Source organism: Polaromonas sp. YR568, assembly GCF_943369415.1.
In the GTDB taxonomy this organism is placed as follows: Bacteria; Pseudomonadota; Gammaproteobacteria; order Burkholderiales; family Burkholderiaceae_C; genus Polaromonas.
Map to the genome: position 1 here is coordinate 1 of NZ_CALRNF020000044.1, position 19,267 is coordinate 19,267.

The 19,267-nt window shown below is 65.3% G+C and carries 15 protein-coding genes; 6 read left to right on the top strand and 9 right to left on the bottom strand.

Annotated features, from left to right (window positions below):
- Positions 1–578: 578 nt before the first annotated feature.
- Positions 579–1,205 (bottom strand): LysE family translocator, encoded by a 627-nt coding sequence (locus tag ACLV74_RS22235; RefSeq protein WP_411881600.1) that lies wholly within the window; start codon positions 1,203–1,205, stop codon positions 579–581.
- A gap of 86 nt (positions 1,206–1,291) precedes the next feature.
- Here ACLV74_RS22235 and ACLV74_RS22240 point away from each other — a divergent pair, with 86 nt between their 5' ends.
- On the top strand, positions 1,292–1,972 hold the full coding sequence (locus ACLV74_RS22240; RefSeq protein ID WP_411881601.1) for a DNA-3-methyladenine glycosylase I: 681 nt from the start codon (positions 1,292–1,294) through the stop codon (positions 1,970–1,972).
- 7 nt (positions 1,973–1,979) lie between these two features.
- Here the strand turns inward: ACLV74_RS22240 and ACLV74_RS22245 are convergent, their stop codons facing one another.
- The 5 genes from ACLV74_RS22245 to ACLV74_RS22265 form a co-directional block, all read right to left on the bottom strand.
- The gene (locus ACLV74_RS22245) at positions 1,980–2,954 is read right to left on the bottom strand and encodes a magnesium and cobalt transport protein CorA (protein WP_411881602.1); all 975 of its coding nucleotides are present in this window, start codon (positions 2,952–2,954) and stop codon (positions 1,980–1,982) included.
- A 78-nt stretch (positions 2,955–3,032) separates the two neighbouring features.
- A complete protein-coding gene (locus tag ACLV74_RS22250; RefSeq protein WP_411881603.1) occupies positions 3,033–3,506 on the bottom strand; it encodes a MaoC family dehydratase in 474 nt (157 codons plus the stop codon).
- Positions 3,507–3,535: 29 nt separating this feature from the next.
- Positions 3,536–4,939, bottom strand: a complete 1,404-nt coding sequence (locus ACLV74_RS22255) for an MATE family efflux transporter (protein WP_411881604.1) — start codon at positions 4,937–4,939, stop codon at positions 3,536–3,538.
- The gene (locus ACLV74_RS22260; protein WP_411881605.1) at positions 4,936–6,237 is read right to left on the bottom strand and encodes an MFS transporter; all 1,302 of its coding nucleotides are present in this window, start codon (positions 6,235–6,237) and stop codon (positions 4,936–4,938) included. Before ACLV74_RS22260 ends, ACLV74_RS22255 begins: the two co-directional genes overlap by 4 nt.
- A 60-nt stretch (positions 6,238–6,297) precedes the next feature.
- Positions 6,298–6,816, bottom strand: a complete 519-nt coding sequence (locus ACLV74_RS22265) for a MarR family winged helix-turn-helix transcriptional regulator (protein ID WP_411881606.1) — start codon at positions 6,814–6,816, stop codon at positions 6,298–6,300.
- Between the two features lie 49 nt (positions 6,817–6,865).
- On the opposite strand from ACLV74_RS22265, the gene ACLV74_RS22270 reads away from it, so the two are divergent.
- The 5 genes from ACLV74_RS22270 (at position 6,866) to gloA (ending at position 10,859) form a co-directional block, all read left to right on the top strand.
- Positions 6,866–7,414: a PaaI family thioesterase gene (locus ACLV74_RS22270; protein ID WP_411881607.1), complete on the top strand. Its 549-nt coding sequence runs from the start codon at positions 6,866–6,868 to the stop codon at positions 7,412–7,414.
- Between the two features lie 356 nt (positions 7,415–7,770).
- A complete protein-coding gene (locus tag ACLV74_RS22275; RefSeq protein ID WP_411881608.1) occupies positions 7,771–8,178 on the top strand; it encodes a hypothetical protein in 408 nt (135 codons plus the stop codon).
- Positions 8,148–8,546 (top strand): N-acyl amino acid synthase FeeM domain-containing protein, encoded by a 399-nt coding sequence (locus ACLV74_RS22280; protein WP_411881609.1) that lies wholly within the window; start codon positions 8,148–8,150, stop codon positions 8,544–8,546. The genes ACLV74_RS22275 and ACLV74_RS22280 overlap by 31 nt, the downstream gene beginning before the upstream one ends.
- Before the next feature lie 6 nt (positions 8,547–8,552).
- Positions 8,553–10,373, top strand: coding sequence for a hybrid sensor histidine kinase/response regulator (locus ACLV74_RS22285; RefSeq protein ID WP_411881610.1), 1,821 nt, complete (start codon positions 8,553–8,555; stop codon positions 10,371–10,373).
- Positions 10,374–10,448: 75 nt separating this feature from the next.
- The gene (gloA, locus tag ACLV74_RS22290; RefSeq protein WP_411881611.1) at positions 10,449–10,859 is read left to right on the top strand and encodes a lactoylglutathione lyase; all 411 of its coding nucleotides are present in this window, start codon (positions 10,449–10,451) and stop codon (positions 10,857–10,859) included.
- Positions 10,860–10,894: 35 nt separating this feature from the next.
- Here the strand turns inward: gloA and ACLV74_RS22295 are convergent, their stop codons facing one another.
- The 3 genes from ACLV74_RS22295 to edd all read right to left on the bottom strand — a co-directional run bounded on the left by ACLV74_RS22295 (position 10,895) and on the right by edd (position 19,232).
- Complete coding sequence (locus ACLV74_RS22295) at positions 10,895–16,660, bottom strand: MG2 domain-containing protein (RefSeq protein ID WP_411881612.1); 5,766 nt, start codon at positions 16,658–16,660, stop codon at positions 10,895–10,897.
- A gap of 101 nt (positions 16,661–16,761) precedes the next feature.
- Positions 16,762–17,412 (bottom strand): bifunctional 4-hydroxy-2-oxoglutarate aldolase/2-dehydro-3-deoxy-phosphogluconate aldolase, encoded by a 651-nt coding sequence (gene eda / locus ACLV74_RS22300; RefSeq protein WP_411881613.1) that lies wholly within the window; start codon positions 17,410–17,412, stop codon positions 16,762–16,764.
- 2 nt (positions 17,413–17,414) lie between these two features.
- Positions 17,415–19,232 carry a phosphogluconate dehydratase gene (gene edd / locus ACLV74_RS22305; protein ID WP_411881614.1) on the bottom strand — a complete coding sequence of 606 codons (1,818 nt, stop codon included), beginning with the start codon at positions 19,230–19,232 and terminating at the stop codon, positions 17,415–17,417.
- Positions 19,233–19,267 lie beyond the last annotated feature (35 nt).

Genomic DNA, 19,267 nt, shown 5'->3' on the forward strand with positions numbered 1-19,267 from the left:
CACGCAGGCCCTGGTGATCATGGCGCGCAAGCTGTTGCGGGTGGCGTTTGCGGTGTGGAAGAGCGGCAAACCGTTCGATGAAGCCCTGATTGCCCGCGCGATGGCTTGACGCGAACCATAGAACCTCAGACAACGCCAGCCCTGATCCGTCTGGACCTCCGCTCCTCGGCGCATCCACAAGGGGTGGGGACAGGAGTACCAAACAGCCAACAGCCGAAGACAAAAACCCGAACACCAAAATCCACAAGGACACGCCATGGCGTGTCCTTGTTTGTATCGGTATTGGTTTCTTTGTCTGCTGTCCCCGTTTCCGATTGCCCCGTCCTGGCTGGGCCGAGGAGCGCAGGGCCAGACGGATCAGGGCAAAAACTTGTTTGAGCCGCAGGCGAGTTGTTTTTGACCCCGGCTGGACCGAGCACCGCAGGTTCCCCGGAGCGAAGCGTAGGGACCCAGACTGCGGGTCGCCTTTCTTTTGGGTACTTTTCTTTGGCGAAGCAAAGAAAAGTGCCTCGCCCGCCGGGGCGAGACCCGGCCAGCAAATCTCAGAGAAGAGCGCGCAGCCGGAGCAAGACCCGGCTTCAAACCGGCCGCTTCGCCAACAAAGCCCAAACCCCAGCCATCGACAACAACGACCCACCCGCAAAATTAAACCGCCTCTGCGCCCGCGGCGAAGCCAGCAAGCTGCGGGCCGACGCGGCAAACACCGCATACAGCGTGGCGTTCAGGCTGGCCATCACCACGAAGGTCGTTGCCAGCGCCCAGAGCTGGCGCGTCACGTCGGCGCCGGGGTTGATGAAATGAGGCAGGAAGGCCACAAAAAACACAATGCCCTTGGGGTTGAGCGCGGTGACCAGGTAGGTGTTGCCGAACAGTTTCCACAGGGAGCCCGGCGCCTCGGGCGCGGTCGCCTCCATGGGCGAAATGCCGGCGCGCAAAAGCTTGATGCCCAGGTAGAGCAGGTACAGGCCGCCCGCTACCTTGACCACCGTGAACCAGAAAGCCGATGCCGCCAGCAAGGCACCCAGGCCGAACAGCGACACCACCAGCGCCGTCGAATCGCCCAGCGCCACGGCCGCGACCAGCGGAATGTTGGCCCGTTTGCCATGCGCCATCGAGTAGCTGATGACGGTCAATATGGTGGGGCCGGGAATGATGAGCAGGATGGCGGTAGCGGCGACAAAAGCGAGCCAGAGCTGGAGGGACATGGTGCGTGTTTCCGGAGTTGAGGGCCATGAAGGGGCGATTGGATTTCATGATACCGCCGGCCGCCCGCATCTGCCTAAAATCGCCCATGCCTTCCGCCATCCCACCCAAGCCCCCTGCAGTTGCCGCATCGCCCGCCGCGGGCCTTTTTACCGATGACAGCCGCGTCACGCGTTGCGCCTGGTGCCAGGCGACGCCGTTCTACCGCAACTACCACGACAGCGAATGGGGTTTCCCGGTGGACGACGAACGCCGCTTGTTCGAGAAGATATGTCTCGAAGGCTTTCAGGCCGGCCTGAGCTGGCTGACCATTCTGAACAAGCGTGAATCCTTTCGCAGCGCGTTCGCCAGCTTCGACGCGGAACAGGTGGCCCGCTTCGGCGCACCCGAGATCAAGCGACTGGTCAACGACGCGGGCATAGTCCGCCACGCCGGCAAGATCGCCTCGACCATCAACAATGCGCAGCGTGTGATCGAGTTGCGAAAGGAGTTCGGCTCGCTGGGTGCCTTCGTCTGGCGGCTGGAGCCTGAGGCCAAAAGCCGGCCCGCTCGCATCACGCACGAAGCCGTCAAAGCCATGCCGATCTCGCCGGCCTCCACCGCCCTGTCCAAAGACCTCAAAAAGCGCGGCTGGACTTTTGTGGGGCCGACGACGATGTACGCCTTCATGCAGGCCATGGGCCTGGTCAACGACCACATCGAGGGTTGCGCGAGCCGCAAGGCGGCGCTGGCGGCGCGCAAGGCTTTCACCCCGCCGCGTGTGTCCTGACGGGCTCTTATAACCACTTTGCGCGCCTGAAGCGCCAGTAGAGCAGCGAGCACGCCACCACAATCATGCTGATGGCCATGAGGTAGCCGTAGCGCCATTTGAGTTCGGGCATGGCTTCGAAGTTCATGCCCCAGATGCCGGCGAACGCCGTGCAGACCGCAAAGATACTGGCCCAGGCCGCGAGCTTCTTGGTCACCTCGCTTTCCTCGATGGTCACCATCGCCAGGTTCACCTGGATGGCCGTTCCAATCGTGTCGCGCATACCTTCGATCAGCGCGTTGATTCGCGTCAAATGGTCGACGACGTCGCGGAAATAATCCTGCACGCCGCTGCAGATCTGCGGCACCCGGCCGCCGTAGAGCTTGCCGGCGCCTTCCAGCAACGGCGCGACCGCGTGTTTGAGCACCATCACGCTGCCCTTGAGTTCGTAGAGCCGCTCTATGTTTTTTCGCGCGGCGCCGGGCGTGAAGATTTCCTTCTCGATCAGCTCCAGCTCGGTCTCGAGTTCGTCAAGGATGGGAAAGTAGCGGTCGACCACCGCATCCATCAGGGCATACAGCACGAAGCCCGAGCCGTTGCGCAGCAGTTCGGGCTCGCGCTCGCAGCGCTCGCGCACGCCCAGGAAACCCTTGTTGCTGCGGTTGCGCACCGAGAGCACATAGTTCTTGCCGGTGAACACGTCGACCTCGCCGACGTGGAGTTCGCCCGGCGTTTCGGTGGAGGGCTCGACCAGGTGCAGCACCGAAAACAGCGAGGCGCCGTATTCCTCGATCTTGGGCCGCTGGTGGCCGTGCCGGGCGTCTTCGACCGCGAGTTCGTGCAGGCCGAACTCGTGCTGCATTTCCTCGAGTTCTTCAGGCGTGGCGTCCTGCAGCGCCACCCAGACAAACGCATCGGGCCGGCAGATGTAGTCGCTGATCTCGCTGACCGGGATGTCGGCGAGCTTGGTGCCGTTCTGGTAAACCACGCAATTGATAAGCATCTGATGTATCCCGCAAGCCGGCAAATTGGTTTGCCTGCGTGGATTCTGGCACAGCGAGAGCCGCTCAGAGCCTTTGGTTCAGGCGGGCTTGCGCGGCACCACGAGTTTGTAGACCGACTGCTGCAGCACGTCGCCGTGCCGGTTGCGCGTTTCGCTGCGCACCACGACCATGCCGCGGTCGGGCCGTGAGCGCGAAGGCATGACGCTGACGACTTCGGTCTCCACGTGCAGCACGTCGCCGGGCCTGGTCGGTTTGGGCCAGCTGATCTCGCCGCCCGCGCCTATGATGCCGCCGGCCAGCGGCAGGCCGTCGCCCACCAGCAGGCGCATGGTGATGGCCGCCGTGTGCCAGCCGCTGGCGGCCAGGCCGCCGAACAGCGTGGCCTTGGCCGCTTCATGGTCGAGGTGGAAAGGCTGGGGGTCGAACTGCCTGGCGAAGGAAGTGATCTGCGCTTCGTCCAGCGTGTGTTCGCCGCTCACAAAGCGGTCGCCGGGCTGCAGGTCGTCGAGGTAGCGCAGCGTGGCGGCGCCGGTTGGAGGAATCGCGCTCATGCTTTTTCCCTTTTCGCTGTGTTGAAACTTCAGGCAGGCCGTATGCGCCGCAGCAATGCCGCCGTGCTGCAGGGCCAGCCGACGCGGCCGAACCATGCGCCGCCCGCAATGGCGGAGGCGCTCACCACGCCATACACCACCAAGGCCGCGCCTTGCACCAGGAAGACCTGGGCCAGGCCGCCGCCCCAGCGTATCGCCAGCAAGCCGCCCACGGCCGCCACGGCCAGCCGCGCCATATTACCGCCCACCGGCCAGAACAGGCGCCCCGCCCCTTGCGAGGCAAAGTAGAGCACCAGCCCTACGCCGAAGAAACCATAGAACGGCCCGACCGCGCGCAGGTAAAGCGTGCCGGCCTCCAGCATGGCCGGGTCTGTGCCGAACAGCGAAAGCCACGCATGCGGAAACGCGGCGGCCGTGAGCCCTATCGCTTCGGTCAAGGTGAAAGCCATGGCCGCGCCTATCCAGGTCGCGCGCAGCGCACGGTCATGCTGGCCTGCGCCCATGCAGGTGCCGACCATGGCCACCAGCGGCGCGCCCAGGCCGAACACCAGCGGCACCAGCAGGTATTCGAGCCGCGAGGCCGTCCCGTAACCCGCGATGGCCGCCGGGCCGAAGCCACCGGCCAGCGAGGTCGCCACGCCTATGGCCAGGTTGGTGGCAACAGTGGAAATCGAGCCCACCAGGCCTATGCGAAGGATGTCGCGGAACAAGGCCCAGCGCAGCTTCGCGGTGGCCAGCGAAGGCTTGAGCAGGCTGTTGTCCGACCACAGGTAAGCGGCAAGCACCAGCGTGCCCACCAGGTAATACAGCAGCAGCGCAATCGCACCGCCGGCGATGCCCAGCGCAGGCACCGGGCCCCAGCCGAAGATCAGCAGCGGCGAGAGCGGCACCAGCAGGACCACACCCGCCACCGTCACATTGGCCGGCACCGACATATTGCCCGTGCCGCGAATCACGGCCGCGAGCGAGTTGAACAGCCACACCAGGATCGCGCCGGCGAACACCCAGTGCGAGTAGCTGAGGGCCGCGTCCAGCGAAGCGCCGCTGCCGCCCATCTGCGTGTACAGCCAGCGGCCGCCCAGCAGCAACGCCAGCGAAAACGCCAGGCCGAAGCCCAGCGCGACCACCGCCGCATGCAACACCAGCGCGTTCGCGTCATCGCGCCGCCCTGCCCCCAATGCGCGTGCCACGGACGAGGCGATGCCGCCGCCCATCGCACCGGCCGAGGTCATCTGCATCAGCATCACGATGGGGAACACCAGCGCCATGCCGGCCAGCGCGTCGGTGCCCAGCTTGCCGACAAAATAGGTTTCGATCAGGCCGACGGCCGCCTGCGCCACCATGACCAGCACATTGGGCGCCGCCAGGCGCAGCAGTGTGCGGCCTATGGGCGCCTCGAGCAGCAGGCGCGTGCGCCCATCCAGCGTGCTCATACGCCGGCACGCAACGGCCCCGCCACCACGGCCGGCTGCGGTTTGCGAATCGCCATGACGATGACGGCCGCGACCAGGCAGGCGCCGCCCGCCGCATACAGCGCGGGCGTGTAAGTCAGCAGCACGGTGCGGGTGAGGCCCGCGCCGTAGGCCGCGGTTGCCGCGCCTATCTGGTGGGCCGCGAAAATCCAGCCGAACACCAGGCCGACTTTTTCCTTGCCGAAGGTCGCGCCCGCGAGCTTGACGGTGGGCGGCACGGTGGCGATCCAGTCGAGGCCGTAGAACACCGCGAACAGCGACAGGCCGTAGAGCGAGAACACCGAATGCGGCAGCCAGAACAGCGAGAGCCCGCGCAGGCCGTAGTACCAGAACAGCAGCTTGCGGTTGTCATAGCGGTCCGACAGCCAGCCCGACAAAATGGTGCCGAAAAAGTCGAAGGCGCCCATCATCGCCAGCACTGAAGCCGCCGGCACGGCCGTCATGCCGTAGTCGCCGCACAGCGAGATGAAATGCGTCTGCACCAGGCCGTTGGTGCTCAGGCCGCAGATGAAAAAAGTGCCTGCCAGGATCCAGAAGGTCTTGTTGCCCGAGGCTTCGCGCAGCGCGACGAAGGGCGTACGGAAATTCATCGCGGCAACCGGTGCGGGCGTGCTGCCCGGTACAAAGGTTTCGCCGTACGGCGCCAGGCCGATGTCCGAAGGCCGGTTACGCACCAGGCATAGTGCGAGCACCGCGATCAGCAGGCAGCCTATGAACAGCGGGATCACCGCATAACGCCAGCCCGCGTGTTCAATGATCCACGCCGCGAGCGGCAGGAAAGCCAGCTGGCCGGTCGCCGAACTGGCCGTGAGCAGACCTATCACCAGGCCGCGCCGCGCGGTGAACCAGCGGTTGGCGACAACGGCACCCAGCACCAGCGCCGTCATGCCGGTGCCCAGGCCCAGCACCACGCCCCAGAGGATGAACAGGTGCCAGAGCTGGGTCGCCTGCGTCGCCAGCGCCATGCCGATGCCGACCATGGCCAGGCCGGTGAACATCACGGCACGCAGGCCGTAGCGTTCCATCAGCACCGCCGCGAAAGGCCCCATGAGGCCGAACAGCGCAAAGCGCAAAGCCAGCGCCGACGAGATCTGCTCATTGGACCAGCCGAACTCCTGGCTCAGCGGTTGCAGGATGGCGCCGGGCAGTCCCAGCGCGGCCGACATCGTCAGCATGGTCAAAAAGGTGACCGCCGCGATCACCCAGCTGTAGTGGATGCCGCGGCGCTGCAGCCAGGCGGAAAGTTGGGAGGCGAACATGAAAATCCTTGTCAGGCGTTGTTATGGGGTTTCGGTGTTGGATGGCCGGGACGTAGAGCGTCAGATGTCGCAGGCCGGAGCTTCGGCGGGCGAAAGAATGCCCATGGCCTCTTCAATCATGTTGTGCAGCGCCAGCACGCGCGCCGCGCCCAGCTGCGTGTTGAGCGCGTCCTGCGCGGCCCGCCAGTGATGGCGCGCTTCCTCGCGTTTGTCCCGCCCCGCGTCGGTCAGGCTGACGAGACGGCTGCGCGCGTCCGTGCCGGCCGAGAGTTCGAGCCAGCCCGCGTCGACCAGCGGCTTGAGGTTGCGCGACAGCGTCGACGCCGTGAGCTTGAGGCCCTGCGCGAGTTCGCCCGGCCGCAAGGGGCCGAAGCGCAGCACATCGGTCAGCAGCGAATACTGGGTGGTCTTGAGGCCCGCCTTGGCCATTTCGAGGTCGTAATGCTGGTCGACACGGCGCACCAGCTGGCGCAGCCGCAGGTTGGTGCAGCCGCGCGTCTTGAGCTCGGCCAGCACCGCCGCCTCACCGGCGATGCTGGCGATAGAGGTCTTTTTGGAGGGGGTTGTTTTATCTGGCATAATTTAATTGTAGCTACAACTATTGTACATACAACCATATCTGGATGCCATGACCCTGCAAGACACATTGACTCAGTGGATGGAGCAAAGCGCCGCGGTGCGCGCCCGCATGGAAAAAGGCGGCGGCAGGCCCGGCCTGGCGCGGCCCGAGGACGTGGCCGGCAAGACCGGCATGGAAATCATGAACGCCATGCTGGCCGGCAAGCTGCCCTACCCCCACATCGCCGAAACGCTGGACTTCTCCCTGATCGAAATCGAGCCCGGCAAGGCCGTGTTCCAGGGCACGCCGCAGCTCAAGCACTACAACCCGCTGGGCACGGTGCACGGCGGCTGGTACGCCACGCTGCTGGATTCCGCCGTGGGCTGCGCCGTGCACACCATGATGCCCGCGGGCCGGGGCTACACCACGGCCGAGCTGAGCATCAACATCGTGCGCGCCGCCTCGCACAAGACCGGGCCGCTGCGCGCCACGGGCACGGTGATCCACTGCGGCCGCCAGCTGGCCACGGCCGAAGGCCGCATCGTCGGGCCGGACGGCAAGCTGTACGCGCATGCGACCACCACCTGCCTGGTGTTTGAGATGCCGGCGCAGAAGTAAACCTGGCGAAGTGCGGCGGCCACAGCCTTGTGGCGGCTGCGGATGGTCAGGCCCGGTCGCCGATATACAGCGAAAGCACTCATTCCCTTGGGTCCTTCCGACCACAGTTTGATGGCCGGCGCGGCCCTGGACGCCAATTGGACGATCTGCCGGCCTCCACGGAAACCGGCCCGCATCGAAACCAGACACCGCGATGGACTGCCTGCACGCGGCAATATATGTTTTGTTTTGGACGCGAACCGCGATTCAAGCCAAACAGACCGGGAATCCCCTGTCATATCTGACAGGGTAGAGGTTGATTCAGCCTCGCGCGGCGCATAGACTTCGGAACAACCAGAAGAAGCGACGCTTGTGGGATGAAAAAATATGTGAGGACGCCAAAAAGCCGGGCATCGATCCGCCCGGGAAAAAAGCAGAAAAAAGCATTTGGCGAAGGTAACCGTTTAACCCGGAGATGCACCGCAATGATGACCTGTCTGAATAACCATGTGCAGCCCCCCTTTCAGGCCTTGCACGGCGCGATGGATGCTGCGGGAGCCATTTTTCCCACCGGGGGAACCTCCTTCATTCCGCGCCAACCGGAAAATTTCATCGATGAAATCACGCTTTGCCACCTGGACGCCCCGTCAAAGATGGAGAAAGTCCAGGCCCTGCGCGAGCACATCAACCTGCCGTCCGGATGCCGTGACGCGCAGTTTTTTGAACAAGAAAAAAAAGAGACGAATTGGGTTTTGTGTTTGCCTTCGAGTTCCGCCGCGTCGTGATCGGCACCTTGAGGCTGGTCCCCATGCACAGAGGGCTGACATCACTTGAAAAGCTGTTGGCGCAAAAGCAGCTGATGGACCCGGAACCCTGCCAGGGCCACTGGGAAATCGGACGCCTGGTGTTAAATCCCGACTACAGAAGCGGCCCCGACCTCGTGAAGAAATGCGTATTTCTCGGCGTGTCGTATTTCGCCCAGCATACCGATGGGCAAGACCTCTTTGCGTCCTGCTCGCCCGTGCTGAGCCGGCTGTACAGGCGCTTCGGGCTTTCCACCATCGTCAACAATTTGCGCGTGGATGGAACGGACGAATCGTATGTCCTGATGCGGGGACGCGTATCGGACGTTCTGAAAGCATCTGCATGCTGACCCGCCGTGCCCCTGGGGATTCCGGGTATCGTGGCCGGCCCTCTTTCGCGTGATATCGAAAGAAACCAGCATCAACGATCTTTCCGCACCAACAGAGTTGACACACATATGAGTTGGTTTAAAAAACTCTTTGGCTACTACGAGGCCTACCATGCGCACGGCAGGCCGCTGCTCAAATACATCGGCATCATCGGTGCGCTGACCTATGTGCTTTTTTACCTGATACGGTTCACCAAACCCAATCCCCGCCCCTATGACGACCTGGCAATCCGGGCGCTGGTGGTCGTTCTGTTCACCGTGCTGGCCATGAGAAGCCGCTGGCCCGACAAACTCAAAAAATATTACTTCGTCTACTCTTATTGGGCGCTGATTTTTTGCCTGCCATTTGTCAATGTCTTTCTATCGCTGGTGAGGCACGGAGGCATCCCGTCGATTTCGAATTGCTTTATCGCGCTGAGTTTCCTGGTCATGCTGACCGACTGGCGCAATACGATTGTCATGCTGCTGATCGGGGGCGGCGCGGCAACACTGCTTTACAGGGCCATCACGCCTCATCCCGCCATACCCATGGACATGGTGGCCCAACTTCCGGCCTACCTGTTGATTCTTGTCGGCGGCGCCGCATTCAAGCTCTCGGAAAGGCAAATCGACGCCGAGAAACTGCGCATCGCAAACTCTCTTGCAGGCTCCATTGCCCATGAAATGCGCAACCCGCTGGGGCAGGCCAAGATGAGCCTGGAAAGCATCGGGCAGATGTTGCCCGCCAACGGCAACGCGATCCCTGCCGAAGACATCTCCCGCATGCGCCAGTTTGTCAGCATGGGAGAAATCGCGGTGCACAGGGGCCACCAGGTGATAGACCTGATTCTGGGCTCCCTGAAATCCAGCACGGTAGACCGCAGCAGGTTTGCCTACCTGTCCGCCGCAAAGGCCACCCAGAAGGCTGTGGACGAATACAGTTTTGTCGAGCGGAACGTTCCCGATGACCGCGGCAATTTGCGCGACCGCGTCACCGTGCGTGTCGTCAAGGACTTCATTTTTTACGGGGACGAAACGCCCTACGTTTTTGTGCTCTTCAATCTGATCAAGAACGCGCTCTATTACCTCGGGCAGAAGGCCGACGCGACCATTGTGTTGACGGTGGACGACCACCAGGTGACCGTCAGGGACACGGGGCCCGGAATCGACAAGGAGGTTTTGGCGCACCTGTTTGAGTCCTTCATGACCTCGGGGAAAGCCGGGGGGACAGGCCTTGGGCTGTCTTATTGCAAACGGACCATGCAAAGCTTTGGCGGTGATATTCATTGCGACTCCGTGGTGGGTGAATTTACGCAGTTCACGCTGACCTTTCCCCTGTTGCCGCAAACCGAGATCAGCGAGGTCGCCACCGCCTTGCAAACCCCGCTGCACGCCGCCAGGCCGGTCATCCCCAGCGATGTGCTGGAAGGCCGAACCGTCATATTGGCCGAAGACGACGAACTGAACCGCCTGATGGTGGGGGACTGCCTGAAAAGCTGGGGCCTGAACGTGCTGGAGGCCGAAGGGGGGCGCCAGGTTCTGGCCCATTTGAACAACACGCCAGGTGTCGATTTGATCCTGATGGACATGAATATGCCCGGCCTGAACGGCGTGCAAACGACTCAGGCTATCCGCTCGCGGGATTGGGAGCACCAGGGCGTTTTTATCCTCGCACTGTCCGGGAACTCCGAAGAGCTGGATGTCAGGACCGCCCTGAAAGCGGGCATGAACGGCTACGTCCTGAAAAATGGCGACATGAAGCTGCTGCAAGGAAAAATGCTTGAGGCCCTCGCGGCAACGCAAGAGTAGCCCGAGAAGAATTCAGCCGGCACAGGAAGCGGAGATTGGCGACAATTGACCCTCCACGACTCCTATAGAACATCCATGCGACTCCTCCACACCATGCTGCGCGTTGGCAATCTCCAGCGCTCCATCGATTTCTACACCCAGGTGCTGGGCATGAAGCTGTTGCGCACTTCGGAAAACCCCGAATACAAATACAGCCTGGCTTTTGTCGGCTACGGCAACAACCCGGACCATGCCGAGATCGAGCTGACATACAACTGGGGCACCGAAAGCTACGACATGGGCACGGCCTTCGGCCACATCGCGCTGGGCGTGCCCGATGCGTATGCGGCTTGCGAAAAGATCAAGGCCGCGGGCGGCAACGTCACGCGCGAAGCCGGCCCTGTGAAGGGCGGCACCACCGTGATCGCTTTTGTGACCGACCCGGACGGCTACAAGATCGAGCTGATCCAGCGCGCCGAAAACGCTTCGGGCGCGGGCCTGCGCTAGAACGAGGCTCGGGCGCCGCGGCTGTGCGGCCCCGTTCAGCGTCCCGCAGGCCCCTCTTTGACAACCCACTCCGCGTTCGGCGTCTCCGCGAAAATTTCGGGGGCATACATGGCTTCGAGCCGCGTTGCGGGAAACCTGAACTCGCCGGCGTTGTTGATGCGGACCGTGTACTCCGTGCTCCAGCTTCCGCGGGGAACCCAACGGTAGTAGCCTTTATAGCTGTCTGCCGCACGCTCGACGTAGGAAGGCCAGACGGCGCCGCCGTTCTGCTGGTCGCGCTGGGCCAATGCGCTTTCGCGCCCCAGGCCGCGGCCCAGTATCGTGGCGCCCGAAGGCACGGGGTCGTGCACCACGACCCACGTCAGGTCGGCCTGCGAATGCATGGTCAGGCGTATCCGCGCCACATCGCCCACCGACCACTGGCCTTTGACCTTCTGCTCCACGGGCGTGATGGTTTTTTCCACCTGCATGCCGGCGTTCTGGGGTTTGTCCAGGCGCACCGCGGCCTTGATGCTCACCGTCGCCCACGGCGCGCCGCTTCCCTGGTGCGCGATGAGCAGCGTGTCGCCGCCGCGCTGCGGCTCCAGCCGCAGCAGCGCCTCAGGCGGCTTGGGCCACGCCAATGTCAGGGCCGATTTCGGTTCGCTTGCCAGGCTCAGTTGCGTGCTCCCGCTGACGGGACCCCTCTCAACGCTGGCGGCAAATCGCTGCAGGGCAATCGTGGCCCAGGCGTTCGCCGCCGTGGTCGACCAGCGCCCCTGCTGCTGGCGGCCCGTCAAACCCGCGATGACGAGCGGAACATCGTCTTTCCAGCCCGGGTCTATCGCTTGCCATTGCTGCAAGACCAGCGCCGTGCGCGCGGCGGCCAGGTCGCCGCTCCACATGAACCACCACCAGTTCTCGCGGTCCTCATTGCGCCAGTTCAGCCGTGTTCCCTGCACGTCGTAGCGGCTGCGCAAAAGCGCCGCCGCGGCATCGAGGTCGGCAGCGGAGCGCGATTCAGGCGCCTGCGCCAGCAGGGCACGCACCCAGTCGGTGAGCGCGACCGTGGGCAGGCCTCCCGGATCTTCCGGGCGCACCGGCAGCGCCGCAGTATGACTGAGCGTGCGCTGCTCGATCAGCGTGGCCTGCAGGGACAGCTTCCGGGCGACCGGGTCGCTGCCGCTGGGCATCCAGTCCTGGCCGGGCAGTTGGCCCAGAAGGATTTGCTGCAAGCCCGCCAGCATGCGCGTGCGTGAAGCGGCCGGGATGGCCCAGCCCCTGGCGGCGGCCACGTCCAGCAGGTGCGCGGTCAGCGTCTCGCTGCCGGCCAGGCTGTTCTCGGGGAAGTACCGGGCCAGCCCATTGGCATCCAGGTAGCGCGGAAGCTCGCCCATGAGCGTATCCCAGGCCTTCACGTCGCCGGCCACCACGGCCTTGCTGCTGTCCTGTTCCAGGCAGGCATAAGGGTAGGCGGCCATCCATTGCCGCACTTCGGCCAGCGACGCGTCGACCAGGCTGTCCTGCAAGGCCACGCCGACTGCCGCCGAACGCGGCTGCGCATTGGACGGCATCAACACGGGCAGGCTGGCCTGGCCCTTGATTTGCACCAGGGTGGCCTGCCGCACGGTGACGGGAAGCGCCGGCCGCACAGCCTGCTCGAGCTCCAGGGAATCGGCCACACGGCCGTCCGGTGTGGCGGCCGAAATGCTCCAGGCCAGCGCGCTGGCGCCCTGCGGCACCGCCATGCTCCAGGAGACCGGCTGCGACTGCCCCGGCGCCAGGCGGACCGTGCGCTCCGCGACAATGGTTTTTGCTTCCGCCGCCCCGGCGCCGCTCTTCACCGCGACCTGGGCCTTGAGCTGCAAGGACACCGCAGCCGGCCCGCCGTTGCGGACTGTCACCTGCTGGACCAGCCGGTCGCCGCTGCGCACCACCGGCGGCAGTCCCGAAAAAATCTGCACCGGCTGCGTGGTTTGCACGCCGGCTTCGCCGGTGCCGAACTGCTGCGCGCCCTGCTGCACGACGGCGACGATGCGCCAGCGTGTCAGGCTGTCGTTGAAGGGCACCGTCACCAGCGCCTGGCCCCGCGCATCCAGCACCAGCCCGGTGCTCCAGAAGGCCAGCGTGCTGAACTGGTTGCGTACCGCCGCACCTTCAGCGCCTTCCGATCCATCTGACGTGCGCATCATGGCAGCCGGAGCGGCAACCGGCGCATTGGCCGGGGTCACAAAACGGCCCCGGTCGTCTTGAGGCCAGAAGCCGGGCTGGGCGCCAAACGCCAGCGAACGCGCCAGCTGGCTTTCAAGGCCGGCGCCATGGACCTGGATGCCGCGCGGGCGCATCATGGCAACCAGCAGGTTCCAGCTGGGATTGGGGGACAGCGCCAGCAGGGCTTCGTCGACCGCCACCATGGTGAGCTTCGCGCCTGCCGCCGGGCTTTGGTCCTTGCGCTGGACGGCGGTGACCTTCACGCTCACCGCCGTGCGCGGCGGCAGGACGGCCTTCGCGGGTTCGACCTTGACGTCCAGCGCGAACACCGCGGGTTGAATGCCGACGCTCAGTAGCGCGTTGTTGGCAAGCGGCTGCGCCTTGCCTTCCACCGGATCAGGCAAGCCGGCCAGGCCGCGCACGAAGCGCGCGTGGACCTGCACATTCGGGGCCTGCTCAGGCCGCACAGCGATCGGCAGCGTGGTGACCGGCTGCGTCAGCGTGTAGATGGCCGCGTCCAGCACGCTTTCGCGCTCGACGGTCAGCAACAGCGTCGCCGGCAGAAACGGCGCGCGCACCGAGACCTGCACAGGCCGCGCCGCATCCACCGGCTGCGTGCCGGCCAAGGCCAGCAATTGCTCGTTGCGCGGATGCAATTCGTACTGGCTCACAAACACGCTGCTGCTGATCGCCTTGCCGGCGCTGTCTGTGCCCTGGATGCGGAACAGCCAGCCCGAACTTGCCCGTTCGCGCGGCTCGGGCAAGGGCGGTATCGCGGCCGCCTCACACTCGATTTGTCCCTTGGTGTCCGTCTGAGCCTTGCAGACCGGCTGCTCATTACCGGCCAGCTCAATCCTGTAGCCATCTTCATAGATCTGCCACGCCGGCCGCACGGATGCAGCGAGCTTGCGCCCGGCCAGCGGCTTGTCGGTGGCGTCCAGGACGAGGCCGCCCACGACCGCGACAGCCGTGCCTTTCGCCACATCGGGGCGTGGCACCACGCGCACCCCCAGCCGGGTGTCCGAATGCCAGAGAACAAATCGCTGCGCGATGGTCTGCACCTCGCCGCCGGGGTCGGCGAACTTCATCTCGGCGAGCAGCGTGGCGGGGCGGTCGAACACCGGCGGCTCGACCACAAGCAGCCTCGAACCCTTGGCATCAAGGCGCGATGTGATGGACCTGAAAGGCGGCTCCTGCGCTCTCGGCAACAGCGCATCGGCAAAGCTGTAGCCCGGCACCGGTGCCGTCGCATTCAATATATAGCGGCCCTGAAGCTCGACCTTGTGCTGCGCCGCCGCGCCACCGGCCATGAAAGCCAGGCTCAGGCTCGCCGGCAGGCTTTGTTTCCCGGCGCGCCAGACGGCCTTGCCCTTGAGCGCGGCTTCGAACACAGGAGCGCGGAATTCTTCCACCACAAAGTGCAGACCGTAGGTGGATCCGTCCGGGCCCGTCACGGTTGCCCTGTAGGTTCCCAGCCGCGCGTTGGCCGGCACCGTCCATTGGCTGAGCGCCTGGCCCGCCGCATCCCAGGCCAGCGGCAGGGACGCCACCAGGTCGCGCTCAAAATACAGTTCGACCTTGCCCGTCCCGGCCGGGAAGTTTCCAAAGCCGCCGGCAAGCCTCTTTCGCACCAGGTGCTGCATATGGACCGTATCGCCCGCCTTGAAGAGCATGCGGTCCAGGATGGTGTGGCCGACACTCGACAGGTTGCCCTGGGTGTAGCGATAGCTGCCGCTGTCATCGACCAGCAAGGCCAGGTCCTTTCCCTTGCGCGCGACCACCAGGACCCGGTCCCGGCCCTGCCCATAGCGGTCAGCGCAGGTATCGGCCTGCGGCAGCTCGGTCAGGGCTTCGCTGAGCCTCAGCAAGCCATTCGCATCGGTGTCACCCTGGGCCAGCGCACGGCCCTTGCAACTCATCACGTCGACCGACACGCCGGCCACCGGCTGGCCGCTGTCCAGCGCGGTGATCCAGACCAGGGATTGGCCGCCATGGCCAATGCGCGTGCTGATGTTGAGGTTGGTCACCACGACCAGGGCCGCGCGCTGCTGGGGCCGCCGCTGCTCCGCACCGGGCGCGCCCGCCGCCCCGGCCATCTGGTCGGCAAAGGCGCCGCTGTGAGCCTCCGCGAGGTACAAGCCGGGCTCGCTCAGGGCCAGCGGCACGAATTCCATCGCGGCGCCCTGCGTAGGCACGTTCTGCAGGCTGGTTGCCGCCCAGTCCCTATGCTGCTGCGCGCTGACGGGATAAGGCCGCGGCGGCGTCTCATAAGCCTGCGGCCAGTCCTGCATGCTGCGCCAAAGCGCCAGGGCACTTGCCGAGCTCGCCGCCCGTACCGCCAGCGCATCGCCCGGCACCTTGCCGTCCAGGCTCTCGCCGCCAATGCGCATCAACTTCACCGGCACGGCCTTCTCGGTGCGCCGCACCGCCAGGGGCCATAGCGCGGGTTTGCCGGCCTCGAAGGGCAGCACGCCGCTGCCCTGCGCAAAACCGACATAAGGCGGCAGCGTGGAAGTTTTCACACGCCGGGGAAAGGCGTCCCGGTTCGACAGGTTCCGGCCGTCGATGTCGGTCAGGCCCTCGGGCAGGGTCACCACCAGCACCGAGTTTTCCGCCGGCAACGGGATGGATGGCGAGCGCTCGGTGGCCAATGAGCGGCCAGCGTCCGGGTTGTTCCAGCCACGCTCCACCTTGACCGGCAGTGCCGCGCCGGCGGCATCCCGGACCACGACCTGGTTCAACCAGGCCAGCGCCACTTCCTCGGTGAACTCGATCCGGATGGGTTGCCGCGGGTCACAGCCTTCCGTCGCATCGAGTTGCACGCAGCGCAGGTCAGCGCGCAGCAGCGGCCGCACGGCGTAGTTTCCGAGTGATTGATCTTCGCGGCTGCTCACGCCCTGCTGCGAGGCAATCTCCTTGCCCCACAACAGCCGCACCGTTGCGCCGTTTGGCAGCGGTTGCGCGCAACTGACCGCAAACGTATCAGCCTCCGAAAAACGCGGCACCTGATAGCGCCGCCGCTGGGCGGCCGGCTGGTATGCCTCGCGTGCCCGTTCGGCCGAAAGCACTTTGACGGGATGCTGCTCCGCGCCCACGACACAGCGCAGCCCCTGCGCCAGTGCTTCGCGGCTTGTCGCTGCGCTGGCATGCAGCAGGAAAACCTGGTCCTCCTTGATACGGGCGCCCGCATCCGGTTCAAACCAGTCCACCTTGGGCCCGCCGGTGGTGAAGTGCCAGGCTTGCTGCGGCTCGCGCAGCGCCGTCCCGGCCAGCGACTGCAGGCCTTCGCGCAGTTGCGCCTTGCAACGCACGCCGGCGGGCAGGGCCGTCTTGAATTCGGCCACCCAACGCCGCGTATCCACCCAGCGCATGGTGACGGCAGGCAGCGTCGTGCCTTCACAGCTCAGGACAACGGGCGGGCTGGCATCGGCCTCTCCCAGCTTCGCCATATCGTGGCTGAAGCGCATCGCTATCTGCTGAAGGGAACGTATTTCACCCTGCGGGCTGAAGCTCTCAACGGAAGGCGCGCTCTCCGGCTGGGCCCGGACCGCCATGGCCGCAAGCGCCAGGCATACAAACACAGCGCCATGGCGCATAGCGGAAGCAAACATGCGGAGGTCCTTGGTAGTCGATGGATACTAACCAATTCCCGCCGCTCATCTCCCTTTCATCGGCGGCATGCCACCGGACTGCGGAAAAACCCGGCAGCCGTTCAGCCGGCGCGGCGCTGCAGCTGGCAGGCCTGCTGCGCCAGCGCCGTTATCTGTGCCCAGTCGCCGCGCGCCAGCGCATCGGCCGGCGTGAGCCAGGAGCCGCCCACGCAGACCACGTTGGGCAGGCTTAAAAACTCCGCGGCATTGGCCGTGGAGACACCGCCCGTTGGGCAAAAACGCACGTCGCCGAAGGGACCGCTCCAGGCCTTGAGCATGGCCGGGCCGCCCGCCTGCATCGCGGGGAAAAATTTCAGTTCGGTCAGGCCGTCTTCCTGAGCCATCATGATTTCGCTGCCGGTGGCCACGCCGGGCAGCAGGGGCAAGCCGGCATCGCGGCACGCCTGGCCCACGGCGTGGGTATAGCCCGGGCTCACGGCGAAACGCGCGCCGGCCATGGCGCAAGCCTGGGCGTCGGCAGCGCTGCGCACCGTGCCCGCGCCGGCGACGGCCTCGGGCACGTCGCGCGCGATGGCTTCGATGCAGGCCAGCGCCTGCGGCGTGCGCAGCGTGACTTCCAGCATGCGGATGCCGCCGGCCACCAGCGCGCGCGCCAGCAGCACGGCCTGCTTGACGTCGCTCAGCACGATGACGGGAATCACCGGCGCATCCTGCATCACCTGCAGGGCGGTCAGCTTGCCGCTGATATTCATGTTCACATCCACGATAAAGCTCCTTCTTCAGCCGTCAGCGCGTGGCGGCGCATGCCGGTAAACAGTTCACGGCCCATGCCGACGGCGTTGCTTGCCCGCAGTTCAGCAGGCATGGTCTCCACAGGCCGCGCGGCCCATTCCGCCCCGGCCACCAGTACTTCAAGTTCGCCGGTGAGCGCGTCGACACGGATCAGGTCGCCGTCACGCACCTTGGCCAGCGGGCCGCCGGCGGCGGCTTCGGGCGAAACGTGGATGGCCGCCGGCACCTTGCCGGAGGCGCCGCTCATGCGGCCGTCGGTGACCAGCGCAACTTTAAAACCCTTGCCCTGCAGCACGGCCAGCGGCGGCGTGAGCTTGTGCAGCTCGGGCATGCCGTTGGCCTGCGGGCCCTGCCAGCGCACCACGCAGACCACGTCGCGGTCGAGTTCGCCGGCGTTGAAGGCCAGGTGCAGGGCTTCCTGCGAATCAAACACGCGGGCCGGCGCCTCGATGACGTGGCGGTCGTCCGGCACGGCGGACACCTTGATCACGCTGCGGCCCAGGTTGCCCTGCAGCAGCTTGAGGCCGCCGGTCGCGCTAAAGGGTTGGGCGGCGGGCCGCACGATGGATTCGTCTTTCGACGCGCCCAGCTCATGCCAGGCCAATGCATCGCCGGCCAGCGCCGGTTCGCGCGTGTATTCGCGGATGCCGCCTTCGCGCACGGTGAGCACGTCTTCATGCATGAAGCCAGCGTCCAGCAGTTCGCGAATGATGAGCCCCGGGCCTCCCGCGGCCTGGAACTGGTTCACGTCGGCGCTGCCGTTGGGATAGACGTGGGCCAGCGTGGGCACCACGTCGGAGAGGTCGGAGAAATCATTCCAGTCGATCACGATGCCCGCCGAGTGCGCGACGGCCACCCAATGGATCAAATGGTTGGTGGAGCCGCCAGTGGCGAGCAGCGCGACCATGGCATTGACGATGGCTTTCTCATCGACGATCAAGCCGATCGGTGCGAAGCGTTTGGCCTTGATGATGCCCAGCACGGTGCGCGCCGCTTCGCGCGTGAGTTCCTCGCGCAGCGCGTTGCCGGGGTTCACAAAGGCGGTGCCGGGCACATGCAGCCCCATGGCTTCGAGCAGCAGCTGGTTGCTGTTGGCCGTGCCGTAGAAAGTGCAGGTGCCGGGGCTGTGGTAGGACTTGAACTCGGAATCCAGCAAGGCATCACGGCCGACCAGGCCCTGCGCGGCCTGCTCCCGCACATGGGCTTTTTCCTTGTTCGGGATGCCGGAAGTCATGGGCCCGGCCGGCACGAAGACCGTGGGCAGGTGACCGAACTGCAGGGCGCCTATCAAGAGGCCCGGAACGATCTTGTCGCACACGCCCAGCATCAGCGCCGCGTCGAACATGTCGTGCGAAAGCGCTATCGCCGTACCCATGGCGATCACGTCCCGGCTGAACAGGCTGAGTTCCATGCCGCTGGTGCCCTGGGTCACGCCGTCGCACATGGCGGGCACGCCGCCGGCCACCTGGGCCGTGGCGCCCAGCTTGCGGGCTTCGTCCTTGATGAAGGACGGGTAGGCCTGCAAAGGCGTGTGCGCCGACAGCATGTCGTTGTAGGCGGTGACGATGCCGATGTTGGGCGCGCGCTGCGTCACCACCTTGAAGCGGTCGTCCAGCGGCATGCCTGCGAAAGCATGAGCCACGTTGGCACAACCCATTCGGTCCATGCCGGGGTCGCGCGTGGTAGCCGCATGCAATTGTGCGAGGTAGGCCTCGCGCGTGGGGCGGCTGCGCGCGGCGATGCGGGCCGTGATCTCTGAGACTTTGGGATGAAGGGCCATGGTGGAGCTTTTTGTAGGGGGTGGCAAACGTGGGA